The sequence below is a fragment of the Streptomyces sp. NPDC033221 genome (assembly GCF_055577005.1).
In genome coordinates this window covers 176,853-189,127 of record NZ_JBVIQN010000004.1, presented here as the reverse complement: position 1 = coordinate 189,127, position 12,275 = coordinate 176,853, and the positions used below count along the sequence as shown (strand labels likewise).

The 12,275-nt window shown below is 71.1% G+C and carries 10 protein-coding genes; 2 read left to right on the top strand and 8 right to left on the bottom strand.

Features of this window, described 5'->3' with window-relative positions:
• Positions 1-12: 12 nt before the first annotated feature.
• From ACZ53K_RS06660 to ACZ53K_RS06645, 4 genes are all read right to left on the bottom strand, one after another.
• Positions 13-1,542, bottom strand: a complete 1,530-nt coding sequence (locus ACZ53K_RS06660; RefSeq protein WP_468832800.1) for an FtsW/RodA/SpoVE family cell cycle protein — start codon at positions 1,540-1,542, stop codon at positions 13-15.
• A 50-nt stretch (positions 1,543-1,592) separates the two neighbouring features.
• The gene (locus ACZ53K_RS06655) at positions 1,593-2,846 is read right to left on the bottom strand and encodes an LCP family protein (RefSeq protein WP_468832569.1); all 1,254 of its coding nucleotides are present in this window, start codon (positions 2,844-2,846) and stop codon (positions 1,593-1,595) included.
• A 133-nt stretch (positions 2,847-2,979) separates the two neighbouring features.
• Positions 2,980-4,476, bottom strand: a complete 1,497-nt coding sequence (locus ACZ53K_RS06650) for a sensor histidine kinase (RefSeq protein WP_468832568.1) — start codon at positions 4,474-4,476, stop codon at positions 2,980-2,982.
• Positions 4,477-4,531: 55 nt separating this feature from the next.
• Positions 4,532-5,212, bottom strand: a complete 681-nt coding sequence (locus tag ACZ53K_RS06645; RefSeq protein ID WP_468832566.1) for a response regulator transcription factor — start codon at positions 5,210-5,212, stop codon at positions 4,532-4,534.
• Between the two features lie 608 nt (positions 5,213-5,820).
• Here ACZ53K_RS06645 and groES point away from each other — a divergent pair.
• Together groES and groL are read left to right on the top strand one after the other, a co-directional pair.
• Positions 5,821-6,129, top strand: a complete 309-nt coding sequence (gene groES / locus ACZ53K_RS06640; protein ID WP_019329594.1) for a co-chaperone GroES — start codon at positions 5,821-5,823, stop codon at positions 6,127-6,129.
• 103 nt (positions 6,130-6,232) lie between these two features.
• Positions 6,233-7,855: a chaperonin GroEL gene (gene groL / locus ACZ53K_RS06635; RefSeq protein ID WP_468832565.1), complete on the top strand. Its 1,623-nt coding sequence runs from the start codon at positions 6,233-6,235 to the stop codon at positions 7,853-7,855.
• 112 nt (positions 7,856-7,967) lie between these two features.
• Here groL and ACZ53K_RS06630 read toward each other — a convergent pair whose 3' ends face one another.
• From ACZ53K_RS06630 to ACZ53K_RS06615, 4 genes are read right to left on the bottom strand one after another with little or no spacing between them, the layout of a single operon-like run.
• Positions 7,968-9,017, bottom strand: coding sequence for a hydroxyacid dehydrogenase (locus ACZ53K_RS06630; protein ID WP_468832563.1), 1,050 nt, complete (start codon positions 9,015-9,017; stop codon positions 7,968-7,970).
• A gap of 28 nt (positions 9,018-9,045) precedes the next feature.
• Positions 9,046-9,981 (bottom strand): carbohydrate ABC transporter permease, encoded by a 936-nt coding sequence (locus ACZ53K_RS06625; protein ID WP_468832561.1) that lies wholly within the window; start codon positions 9,979-9,981, stop codon positions 9,046-9,048.
• On the bottom strand, positions 9,981-10,940 hold the full coding sequence (locus ACZ53K_RS06620; protein ID WP_468832560.1) for a carbohydrate ABC transporter permease: 960 nt from the start codon (positions 10,938-10,940) through the stop codon (positions 9,981-9,983). The genes ACZ53K_RS06625 and ACZ53K_RS06620 overlap by 1 nt, the downstream gene beginning before the upstream one ends.
• Positions 10,937-12,259, bottom strand: coding sequence for an ABC transporter substrate-binding protein (locus ACZ53K_RS06615; RefSeq protein WP_468832558.1), 1,323 nt, complete (start codon positions 12,257-12,259; stop codon positions 10,937-10,939). The genes ACZ53K_RS06620 and ACZ53K_RS06615 overlap by 4 nt, the downstream gene beginning before the upstream one ends.
• Positions 12,260-12,275: the final 16 nt, after the last annotated feature.

Sequence of the window (12,275 nt, the reverse complement as noted above, 5' to 3'; positions counted from 1 at the left end):
CGGGATGCGGGTTCAGCCGCGGGAGCGGCGGCCGTGGCCTGCGGCGCGGCCGCCTGCCTGGGGCTGGGGCGGGGCCGGTGCGGGCAGTGCCGCCACCACGCGGGGCGTGGCCTGCGTCGCGTCCAGGTCCACCGCCGCGTCGCGGGCGCGGCGCCCGCGACGGCCTGCGCGCCCGCCCGGCTGTCCTATCGGCTCCCGCCGGCGCTGCGCGCTGTCGCTGATCCGTATGAGCAGCGCGACCATCACCCAGTTCGCGACGAGCGAGGACCCGCCCTTGGCCAGGAACGGCAGTGCCTTGCCGGTGAGGGGTATCAGCCCGGTGACGCCGCCCGCGACGACGAAGACCTGGAGCAGCAGCGCGCTGGCCAGGCCCACCGCCAGCAGCTTGCCGAAGGGGTCGCGGGCGGTGAGGCCGGCGCGCAGGCCGCGCTGGGCGAGCAGCACGTACAGGAGCAGGACGACCATCACCCCGGACAGACCGAGTTCCTCGCCGACGGTGGTGAGGATGAAGTCGCTGTTGCCCGCGAAGCCGATCAGTTCGGGGTGGCCCTGGCCCAGGCCGGTGCCGCTGATGCCGCCGCTGCCGAAGCTGAACAGCGCCTGGGCGGCCTGCTCGGAGACCAGGCCCGGCGGCCGCTGTTTCTCGGGCAGGAAGATGTCCATGGGGTGCAGCCAGGCCACGACCCGGCCTTTGACGTGCGGTTCGGTCGTGCCGACGACGGCGGCGCCGATCACCGCCATGGCCAGGCCGCACAGCACCCAGCTGGTGCGTTCGGTGGCCATGTAGAGGGTGATCACGAAGAGGCCGAAGAAGATCAGCGACGTACCGAGGTCGCGTTCGAAGACCAGCACCAGGAGACTGATGATCCAGATGGTGAAGATCGGCCCGAGCTGGCGTCCCGGCGGCAGCTGGACGCCCATGACGCGGCGCCCGGAGAGCGCCAGCGCGTCACGGTTGAGCGTCAGATAGCCCGCGAAGAACACCGCGATCATTATCTTCACGAACTCGCCGGGCTGCAGCGACAGCGGCCCGACGAAGATCCAGCGCTTGGCGCCGTACGTGTCGCCGGGGAAGAACGCCGGTGCCATCAGCAGCACCAGCGCGCCGGCCATCGTCAGATAGATGTAGCGCTGGAGGAAGCGGTGGTCGCGCAGCAGCATCAGCGCGGCCGTGCAGACCGCCACCCCGATCACCGTCCACACCAGCTGCCCGCCCGCCGCCGGGGCCATGTGCAGGCCGGGCTTGGCCACGTACGTGATGTCGAGGCGGTTCAGCAGCACCAGGCCGAGGCCGGACAGCAGCGTGGCGAGCGGCAGGATCAGCGGGTCGGCGCGCGGCGCGAAGCGGCGGACGACCAGGTGCGGGACGAGCGCCATGAAGAAGATGGCGGCGGCGAAGCCCGGCAGCCCGGCGGGCAGCCGGCCGTTCATGGACAGGCCGGTGTACGTGTAGCCGAAGACCGTGATCAGCACGGCGAAGGCGAGCAGCCACATCTCCGTACGCCGCCGGTTCGGGGCCTGGGCGAGAGCCGCGAACGTCATCGTGCGTTCGGCGTCGCTCTCCGGCCTCCCGGGGGGCCGGAGCGAGCTCGTCAGTCCACGCACGGGATGCCTCCGCCATCAATCATGGGAGCCGTCTGCCCGGAACCACCCGTCCCGGAACCGGACTCCACCGTCGACGGGGAAGACGAGGGCGACGGTTCCAGGGTTCCCGCAGGTGAGCGGGGTGTGACAGGCCCGTCACCGGGGGCGTCACCGCTGGTGGGAGCGGTGGACCGGCCGCTTCCGGGCCCGATTTCCCGGGCCACCAGCCGCCGTATCTTGTCCGGATCCACCCGGTTCACGTCCTCCCCGTGATGCTTGGCGAACCCCTCCACGGGCAGCGTGCTGAATCGTACATTCCCGCCCGAAAGGTTCTTCGCCTGCCGGACGAACGACAGCAGGTCCCAGCCCTCGTCGATCACCAGGTCCTGCTTGGCGACATCCATCAGCTTGACCAGCCGCAGCGGGTCGGTGAAGGTGCCGGCCGAGTTCAGCTTGTGTGTGGCGGAGGCGAGGAACGCCTGCTGGCGGCGCGTACGGTCCAGGTCGCCGGCGGGCAGACCGTGCCGCTGCCGGACGAAGGCCAGCGACTGCGGCCCGTCCAGCGTCTGCCGTCCGGCCGGGAAGTCGGCTCCCGAGTACCGGTCCTTGACGGCGTGCTTCAGGCACACCGGTACGCCGTCGAGCGCGTCCGCGATGTGCAGGAAGCCCGCCAGGTTCACCTCGGCGAAGTGGTCGACCGGCACACCGAGGAAGTTCCGCACCGTCTCGATCTGCGCCCGCCGGCCCGCCTCCCGCCCCTCGTGCTCCAGCCGGTCGTGATCGGTGACGCCCTGCCGCGCCAGCCGGTCCTCCGCCGCGGCCTTGGCCAGCCCGTACGCCTTCTTGATCTTGTCCTTGCCGTGCCCTGGGGGTCCCCCCGGCGGTGGCTGGGGGACGATGTCCACGAGATCGTCCCGGGGAATCGAGAACGCAGTGGCCCGCCCCCCACCGGCAGGCACATGCAGCAGGATCAGCGTGTTGGTGTTGTAGCCGCCGATGTCCGACGAGGCGCCCGCGTGCAGCTTCTCCAGCACGTCCTTCGGCAGGTCGTCGCCGTTCTGGTCCCGGCGGCTGTCCAGACCCATCAGCAGGATGTTGGTCGCCCCGCCGGACGACTTGGGCGCACCGTCGCCGAGCGCCTGCGACGAGCCGATCCGCGCGGCCAGATCCCGGTAGAGGTACCAGCCCGCTCCCGCCGTGCACAGCACGAGCACGGAGACACACAGGGCCAGCCTGCGCAGCACGACACGGCGCCGGGGCATGAGCCCGTGCCGGGCCCGACGCCGACGCCCTTGCGGGCGCGCCGCGTCCGGAGTGGTGAGCCTGCGACGGTGCTTCATCCGAACAGGCTGGCCGAACGGCGCTGAAGGAAATCTGAAGGTTCTGAAGAGGCACTCAGGTATGACCGGAGTGCGGGTGCCCGACCTGCACGGGCAGGACGGCAACGAAACGAGCCCCCGGCCGCCCGTCCGCCCTGCCCCGTACGGTCAGGTCCCCGCCGTGCGCGCGGGCGATACCCCGGGCGATGGCCAGACCCAGCCCCGTACCGCCGGTCTCCCGGTCGCGCGCGGCGTCGAGGCGGGCGAACCGCTCGAAGACCTGCTCCCGGTCGGCCTCCGGAATGCCCGGACCGTCGTCCACGACGTCCAGCACGGCCTGAGCGGTGCCGACGCCGCCCTCCCGCCCCTGGGCGCGCGCGGTGACACGGACCTCGGAGGCCGCGTACCGCAAGGCGTTGTCGACGAGGTTGGTCAGCAGGCGCTCCAGCTGCACCGGATCACCCCGTACGGGAACAGGCTCACCGGCCTCGACAACCAGCCGCGGCCCACCACCGGCCGGACGGCGCGCGGCCTCATCCGCCGCCAGCAGAGCCAGGTCCACCGGCTCCGCCGCGCGCGAGGCGTGCGCGTCGAGCCGGGCGAGAAGAAGAAGGTCGGCGGCGATCCGCTGGAGACGCTCGGTATCACGCAAGGCAGCACGCACGGAGTCACGGAGATCGCCGCCCTCGGCGGGAGCCGCAGCGGACCCACCGGCCCCGGCAGGAGCCGTGCCACGGACCCCGCCCCACCCCCCTCCGCGCGCTCCATCCGCAAGCGCGACCTCCAACCGGGACCGCACCGCCGCGATCGGATTGCGCAGCTCGTGCGACGCGTCCGCGACGAACTGGCGCTGCCGGGTGACGGCCTGCTCCAGCCGGTCCAGGGTGGCGTTGACCGTACGGGCCATCAGCGCGATCTCATCGCCGCCCGCCGGATCCGGCACCCGCCGGGCCAGCTCGCTCTCACTGACGGCGGCCAGCTCCGTCCGGATGGCCGTGACCGGCCGCAGCGCCAGCCCGGTCACCGCCCAGGCGATGGCGGCGGCCAGCGCGATCAGTGGCGGGGCGCTGGCGAGCAGGGCGACGCCGATGGCGTGCGTGGCGTCGTCAACGTCCGACAGCACGGTCACGGCGTACACATACCGCTCCCCGTCCCGCTCCTGCCCGCTGCCACCGGGCGGCGTGGCACGGACCACCACCACGTCCGCGCGCGTACCGCCCGCCGCCGCGGCCGGGGAGCCGGTGATGACGCGGTCGGCGGAATCCTGGCCCGGGGCCGGCCGGAAACCCCGCAGCTCGGCGGCGAGCGGATCAGCCGTACGGAGACTCGTGGCCACGACCTGGCCCGCCGCGTCCAGAACCAGCACCAGGTCGACGCCGTCGGCCGGCGAGGACAGCACCTCGGGCAGCGCGCCGGTGTCCGCCTGCGCGGCGACCTTGCGGGCGGCGACTTCGGTACGGCTGGTGGTGTTGTCCAGGAGATTGGCGCGCAGCAGCGCGTAGAGCCAGCCGCCGCCGACGGCCAGCACGAGAGCCATGGCGAGGGCGGCGGCCGCGGCGGTACGGCCGCGCATGGACGCGGGCCGGGTCCGGAACCGGCTGCTCCCGGCCCGGGGCGGTGGCCGGCGGTCAGCCCTCATCGGGCGCCATCCGATAGCCCGTGCCGTGCACGGTACGGATGGAATGGCGGCCGAACGGCACATCGACCTTCTTGCGCAGCGACGAGACGTACACCTCGACGATGTTGGGGTCCACGTCGGCCGGCGAGTCCCACACCTCGTCGAGGATGTCCCGCTTGGCGACCGCCTGGCCGTCGCCCGCCATGAGACAGCGCAGCACGCCCAGTTCGCGGGCGGTCAGCTCGATGTCGGTGTCCCCGCGGCGGCAGCGGCGGGCGTCGGCGTCCAGAGTGAGATCGCCGCTCTGAAGGGTACGGGGGCGCTCCGCCGCACGGCCGCGGCGGGTGAGCGCGCGCAACCGGGCAAGCAGCACGACGAACGAGAACGGCTTCGTCAGGTAGTCATCGGCGCCCGCGTCCAGCCCCTCGGCGACGTCGTACTCGCCGTCCTTGGCGGTCAGCATCAGCACAGGCGTCCAGTCGGCGCCACGCCGCAGCCGCCCACAGATCTCGTACCCGCTGGGCCCCGGCAGCATCACATCCAGCACGATCGCGTCATACGACCCGGTCAGCGCGAGCTCCAGCCCCCGGTGACCATCCCGCGCCACGTCAACCCAGTGCCCCTCGGCAGCCAGCCCCCGCCGCAAGGAGTCGGCCAGCCCTTCTTCATCCTCGACGACCAGTATGTGCATGGGGACATTGTCACGGTTCGGGACCATTCCTGGGGGGTCGGGCTGGGTACAAGGCTCTGGGGCCGAGTCCACAGCCGGGTGATGCGCACGGCCTCCCAGCGCCCCACGCCCCGCGAGCCTCCTCACAGGGTGGGCGCCCAACCAGAGTCACCATCTTTCCCCTCCCCCCACCGGCCGGGAGTCGCAGAGCCACGGGAGGGAGAGTTGGCCCCCTGCGCGCACCCGCACCCAAAAACCAACCCCTGCGAACCCGGCGCGAAGCGCCACCCCTCGCGCGAAGCGCGAACGTTCACACCAAGAGCGGCGACCCTTCACCCGACCCCCGCGCGCACAGCGCGCAGCGCACAGCGCCCCGCAGGTCAGGATTGCCGAACCCTCCACCTGGGCAAGGTGCCGTACGGACCCCCGCCCCACCCAAGACGCGCCGCGAGCAAATTGGCACTCCGCTTGACCGAGTGCTAACCGCGTCATAGTCTCGGCCCTGGCACTCTCCACCGGGGAGTGCCAAACACAGCGACGGGCAGGTCCGGCACCCGCGACGACGGATCCACCTGGTCGCCACCTCAGACAGTTAACCCCGTGAGATCTCCGAAGGGGGAGGTCGGATCGTGACGACCGCCAGCTCCAAGGTTGCCATCAAGCCGCTCGAGGACCGCATTGTGGTCCAGCCGCTCGACGCCGAGCAGACCACGGCTTCGGGCCTGGTCATTCCGGACACTGCCAAGGAGAAGCCCCAGGAGGGCGTCGTCCTGGCCGTGGGCCCGGGCCGCTTCGAGGACGGCAACCGTCTTCCGCTCGACGTATCCGTCGGCGACGTCGTGCTCTACAGCAAGTACGGCGGCACCGAGGTGAAGTACAACGGCGAGGAGTACCTCGTTCTCTCGGCGCGCGACGTGCTCGCGATCGTCGAGAAGTAATTCACCGAAGATTGCCTTGTTCTGCGCCCCTGGTTCCCGCGTCTAAACAACCGGTTTCCCGGGGCGCAGTTCGTTGCAGAGAACGACTAAGGACACGTAACTCATGGCGAAGATCCTGAAGTTCGACGAGGACGCCCGTCGCGCCCTTGAGCGCGGCGTCAACAAGCTTGCCGACACCGTGAAGGTGACGATCGGCCCCAAGGGCCGCAACGTCGTCATCGACAAGAAGTTCGGCGCCCCCACGATCACCAACGACGGTGTCACCATCGCCCGCGAGGTCGAGGTCGACGACCCGTACGAGAACCTCGGCGCGCAGCTGGTGAAGGAGGTGGCGACCAAGACCAACGACATCGCTGGTGACGGCACCACCACCGCCACCGTGCTGGCGCAGGCGCTGGTCCGCGAGGGCCTGCGCAACGTTGCCGCGGGTGCTTCCCCGGCCGCCCTGAAGAAGGGCATCGACGCCGCGGTCAAGGCCGTGTCCGAGGACCTCCTCGCGACCGCCCGCCCGATCGACGAGAAGTCCGACATCGCCGCCGTCGCCGGTCTGTCCGCCCAGGACAAGCAGGTCGGCGAGCTGATCGCCGAGGCGATGGACAAGGTCGGCAAGGACGGTGTCATCACCGTCGAGGAGTCCAACACCTTCGGTCTGGAGCTGGACTTCACCGAGGGCATGGCCTTCGACAAGGGTTACCTCTCGCCCTACATGGTCACCGACCAGGAGCGGATGGAAGCGGTCCTGGAGGACCCGTACATCCTGATCCACCAGGGCAAGATCGGCTCGATCCAGGACCTGCTGCCGCTGCTGGAGAAGGTCATCCAGGCCGGCTCCTCGAAGCCGCTGCTGATCATCGCCGAGGACGTCGAGGGCGAGGCCCTGTCGACCCTGGTCGTCAACAAGATCCGCGGCACCTTCAACGCCGTCGCCGTCAAGGCGCCCGGCTTCGGTGACCGCCGCAAGGCGATGCTGGGCGACATGGCCGCGCTGACCGGCGCGACCGTCATCGCCGAGGAGGTCGGCCTCAAGCTGGACCAGGCCGGTCTGGACGTGCTGGGCACCGCCCGCCGCGTGACCGTCACCAAGGACGACACGACCATCGTGGACGGCGGCGGCAACTCCGGCGACGTCGAGGGCCGCGTCAACCAGATCAAGGCCGAGATCGAGTCCACCGACTCGGACTGGGACCGCGAGAAGCTCCAGGAGCGCCTGGCGAAGCTGGCCGGCGGCGTCTGCGTGATCCGCGTGGGTGCGGCCACCGAGGTCGAGCTCAAGGAGAAGAAGCACCGTCTGGAGGACGCCATCTCCGCGACCCGCGCCGCGGTCGAGGAGGGCATCGTCTCCGGTGGTGGCTCCGCCCTGGTGCACGCCGCCAAGGTGCTGGAGGGCTCCCTCGGCAAGGAGGGCGACGAGGCCACCGGTGTCGCCGTCGTGCGCCGTGCCGTCGTCGAGCCGCTGCGCTGGATCGCGGAGAACGCCGGCCTTGAGGGCTACGTCATCACCTCGAAGGTGGCGGAGCTGGAGAAGAACCAGGGCTTCAACGCCGCGACCGGCGAGTACGGTGACCTGGTGAAGGCCGGCGTCATCGACCCGGTCAAGGTCACCCGTTCGGCGCTGGAGAACGCCGCGTCGATCGCGTCGCTGCTGCTCACGACCGAAACCCTGGTCGTCGAGAAGCCGGCCGAGGAGGAGCCCGAGGCCGGTCACGGTCACGGGCACGCCCACTGAGGCAGCTCACAGCCGTTCGAGGCCCGGTCCCCTTTCGAGGGGGCCGGGCCTCGTCCCGTTGACTCCGAAGCCGGGCCCACTTCACCCCACCCACTCCCCCCGGGCCCCCGCTTCAGGCCAATCGCCCAAGATCCTCCTGACGGACCGGATCCAGGAACGGCAGCCCCTTCGTATAGCGCTCGACCTCGTCCAGGGCCTGGTCGGCCATGCGGTGGAGTTCCCCGCCGAGTGACCCGGCGATGTGCGGGGTGAGCAGGACGTTCGGGAGGTCGTAGAGGGGTGATGCGGGGGACGGGAGCTCGGGGTCCGTCACGTCGAGTACGGCGTTGAGGCGGCCGGCGACGAGTTCGGGGAGCAAAGCCTCCTCGTCGACGAGTGCGCCGCGGGCGGTGTTGATCAGGGTGGCGCCGTCGGGCATGAGGGCGAGTTGGCGGGCGCCGAGCAGGTGGTGGGTGGCGGGCAGCTGGGGCGCGTGGACGGTGACCACGTCGGAGGCGGCGCAGAGGTCGTCGAGGGGTGTGCGGGTGACGCCGAGGCGGGTGGCCTCGTCCTCGTCCACGTACGGGTCGTGGAGGAGGACCCGCAGGTCGAAGGGTCGCAGGAGTTCGATGACGCGGCGGCCGATGCGGGAGGCACCGATGACGCCGACGGCGCGGCGGTGGTTTCCGGCGCCTTCCAGCTCCTGGTGCCAGTTGTGGGGGGCGCGCAGCGCGCGGTAGCGGTGTGCGGTGTGCAGGACGCGCTTGTTGGCGAAGAGGATCGCGGCGAGCGTGTACTCGGCGACGGGCTGGGCATTGGCCTCGGCCGCCGAGGTGACGGCGATGCCGCGGTCCCAACAGGCCCGTCCCACATACGGTTTGACCGAACCGCCCGCGTGGACGACGGCCCGCAGGTGCGGTGCCCGGTCGAGGACGGCGGCGGTCAGCGGGCTCGCGCCCCACGAGGTCAGCAGCACTTCGGCGTCGGCCAGCGCGGCGGCCACGGCCGGGGACGGGTCGGCCAAGTCGTGGGCGACCAGGCGCGGGTCGGTACGGGCCAGGGCCGCCAGACGGTCGCGGTGCTGGTCGGCGAACAGGCGTCCGGCGAGGCCGGGTTCCATCGCGAGCAGCAGCGTGGGGCGAGAACATGCCTGGTCAGGGCGATTGTCAGTGGTGTGGTGCATGGTGGAAGCGTGCTCCTGGTTCGGGGCGTCATTTGACGCTTCCGGCGGCGAGTCCGGCCTTCCAGTGCCGCTGGAGGGTCACGAAGGCGATGATCAGGGGGAGGACGGCGAGGAGGGAGCCGGTGACGACGAGGGGGTAGAAGGACGGCTCGCCGTGCGCGTTGCCGTTCCAGGCGTACAGGCCGAGGCTCACGGGGAAGAGCCGCTGGTCGGAGAGCATCACGAGGGGGAGGAAGAAGTTGTTCCAGATCGCGGTGAACTGGAAGAGGAAGACGGTCACCAGGCCCGGCGCGACCATCCGCAGGCCGATGGACCAGAAGACGCGCAGCTCGCCCGCGCCGTCGATACGCGCCGCTTCCAGCGCCTCGTCCGGGATATGGCCGGCGCTGAAGACCCGTGCCAGGTATACGCCGAACGGGTTGACGAGTGCGGGCACCAGCACCGACCAGTAGGTGTTGACCACGCCGGTCCTGCTGGCCAGCAGATACAGGGGGAGGGCCAGCGCGGTGGTGGGGACCAGGACGCCGAGCAGGACGACGCCGAACAGCTTCTCCTTCCCGGCGAACGCGTACTTGTCGAAGGCGTATCCGGCGGCGACGGAGATCAGGGCGCAGAGCGCGGCGCCGACGCCCGCGTAGAGCAGGCTGTTGGCGTACCACCGGAAGTAGATGCCGTTGCCCTCGGAGGCGAGGCGGGAGAGGTTGCCGGCCAGGTCGAAGCCCTCGAAGGACAGGGCGTCGCCGGCCAGCAGGCCGCCCGCGTCCTTGGTGGCGGCGGTGACCAGCCAGACGAGGGGGAAGAGCGTGTAGAGGACGGCGAGGCCGAGTGCCGCATTGACGGCGGCGGGGGACAGCCAGCGGCTGCGCGGCCGGCGGGTGGCGGCGCGTACGGACGGGGTGCGGGACGGCCGTACGGGCACGGAGGCCGCCGGACCGGCGACGGCGGTGCGGTGCGGGGGCGCCATCAGGGCCTGTCTTTCGGGTGGGCGAGCGGGGGACGGGACGGGCCCGGCAGGCGGCGGCCGGGCCGGGAGGGCCGGCGGGACCGGGGGGACCGGCGGGAGAGGCGGGTGACGGCGAAGGAGAGCAGCGCGGCGGCGAGGGCGAGCAGGACGGACGAGGCGGCGGCGAGGCCGTAATCGTTGCGGGCGAAGGCGGCGGTGTAGGCGTACATGTTCGGCGTCCAGGAGGAGGTGACGGCGGAGCCGGAGCCCTGGTTGAGGATCAGCGGCTCGGTGAAGAGCTGGAGCGAGCCGATGACGGTGAAGAGGGCCACCATGACGAGGGAGGAGCGGATGAGGGGGACCTTGATACCGGTCGCGATGCGCCAGGCGCCCGCGCCGTCCACGGTCGCGGCCTCGATCACCGAGCGGTCGATGGCCTGGAGGGCGGCGTAGAAGATGACCATGTTGTAGCCGAGCCACTCCCACAGGGCGATGTTGACGACCGAGGGCAGCGCTCCGGAGGGGGACAGGAAGTCGAAGCCGAGGCCGCCGGACTCCATCGCGGTGACGACCGGGCTGAGTTGGGGCGTGTAGAGGTAGACCCAGATCAGGGCGGCGATGATGCCCGGTACGGCGTGCGGCAGGAACAGCGCGAGCTGGAAGAAGCGCCGGGCGCGGGCGAGGGTGGAGTCCAGCAGCAGGGCGAGCGCCAGCGCGCCGGCCAGCAGGAGGGGGATGCAGAGGACGCAGTAACCGAGGAGGACGCGGAAGCCGTCGCGGAAGGCGTGGTCGCCGAGCGCGGCCGCGTAGTTGCCGAGTCCGCTGAAGACCGTGTGCGTACCGCCGAAGCCGAGGCCGGACTGCTGCTCGGTGAAGAGGCTGAGCCAGACCGCGTACCCGATCGGGACGACCATGACCACGGTGAACAGGGCGAAGAAGGGGGTGAGCAGGACGGTGACGGCCCGCGCTTTGGCGTTCACCGGCCCATGACCTTCAGGCCGCGCTTCTTCAGTTCGCGTACCGTCGCGTCGCTTCCGGCGCGTACGGCGGCGGTGAGCGAGCCCGTACCGCCGCCCACGCCCGCCACCTTGCCGAACTCGTCCTTCAGCGTGGTGTTGGTGGTGCTGGTGGCCGGGCCCCAGCCCCACTTCTCGTTGACCGAGGCGGCCGCGGCGTCGAAGAGGGCGTACACGTCCTGGCCGCCGTAGTAGCGGGTGCCGAACGCCTGCCGGGCGACCGGGCGCAGTGCGGTGGCGGCCGGGTAGGCACTGGATTCGCCGGAGGCGACGCGGGCCTTGACCGCGTCGGCGGCGGTGGACATCCAGGTCGCGAACCGCATCGCGGCCCCGGTGTGCCGACTGCCCTTGGTCACCGCGGTCGTCGACCCGCCGAGCATCCCGCTGGCGGGCCTGCCGTCCCAGGTCGGGACGGGTGCCGCGGCCCACTTGCCGCTCTGTTCCGGCAGGGTGCCCTTGAGGACGCCCGCGCCCCAGGAGGCGCCGAGGTAGCCGACGGTGCCGCCGCTCTTGAGCGAGTTGGTCCATCCGGGGCTGAAGGAGACATGGGTGTGGACGAGGCCGCCCTTGAGGAGGCCCTGCCAGTAATCGGTGACCTTCCTGGTCGCCGGGTCGGTGGTGGTCAGCTTCCAGGAGTCGCCCTGGGTGGCGAACCAGTGGGCACCGGCCTGCCAGGCCATCGCCTCGAAGGTGGTCGGGTCGTCGGGGAAGAAGGTGCCGATACGGGCCTTCGGGTCGGCCTTCTTCACCGCGGCCGCGGCGGTGCGGAAGGCGTCCCAGGTCCGCGGCACTTCGATCTTGTGCTGGGTGAAGAAGTCCTTGCGGTAGTAGAAGACCTGCGGTGCGGCGTCGAAGGGAACAGCCCAGTTCCGGCCGCCGAGAGTGGTCAGCCGGACGGCCTGCGGCAGCAGCTTCTTCTTCAGTTCGGGCGTCACGTACGGGGTGATGTCCTGGAGGGCGCCCTGGCTGACGAACTCGGGGAGGGTCGGGTACTCGACGCTGACCAGGTCGGGCGCGTTGCCCGCCTTGACCGCGTTGGAGATCTTGGCGTACCCGCCCGCGGTGCCCGAGGGGATCTCCTCGAACCGCACCTCCGTGTCGCGGTGGGTGGCGTTGAACGCGTCCACGGCCTGCTTCGTGCCCTTGGTCCAGCCCCAGTACGTGAGGGTCACGGGGCCTTCGCTCCCGGCGGCACCACTGCTGCCGCCACAGGCCGTGAGGAGGGTCAGGGCGGTGAGGCCGCCGGCCAGCGCGAGGGTCGTTCTGCTCCAACTGGGGCTCATGGCGCGGCTCCTGAGC

Excerpts from the sequence above, each read along its gene's own strand:
- ACZ53K_RS06655 (WP_468832569.1), bottom strand. The coding sequence starts at position 2,846 with ATGCCCCGGCGCCGTGTCGTGCTGCGCAGGCTGGCCCTGTGTGTCTCC.
- ACZ53K_RS06650 (WP_468832568.1), bottom strand. The coding sequence starts at position 4,476 with ATGCGCGGCCGTACCGCCGCGGCCGCCGCCCTCGCCATGGCTCTCGTG.
- groL (WP_468832565.1), top strand. The coding sequence starts at position 6,233 with ATGGCGAAGATCCTGAAGTTCGACGAGGACGCCCGTCGCGCCCTTGAG.
- ACZ53K_RS06660 (WP_468832800.1), bottom strand. The coding sequence starts at position 1,542 with ATGACGTTCGCGGCTCTCGCCCAGGCCCCGAACCGGCGGCGTACGGAG.
- ACZ53K_RS06615 (WP_468832558.1), bottom strand. The coding sequence starts at position 12,259 with ATGAGCCCCAGTTGGAGCAGAACGACCCTCGCGCTGGCCGGCGGCCTC.
- ACZ53K_RS06625 (WP_468832561.1), bottom strand. The coding sequence starts at position 9,981 with ATGGCGCCCCCGCACCGCACCGCCGTCGCCGGTCCGGCGGCCTCCGTG.
- ACZ53K_RS06645 (WP_468832566.1), bottom strand. The coding sequence starts at position 5,212 with ATGCACATACTGGTCGTCGAGGATGAAGAAGGGCTGGCCGACTCCTTG.
- ACZ53K_RS06630 (WP_468832563.1), bottom strand. The coding sequence starts at position 9,017 with ATGCACCACACCACTGACAATCGCCCTGACCAGGCATGTTCTCGCCCC.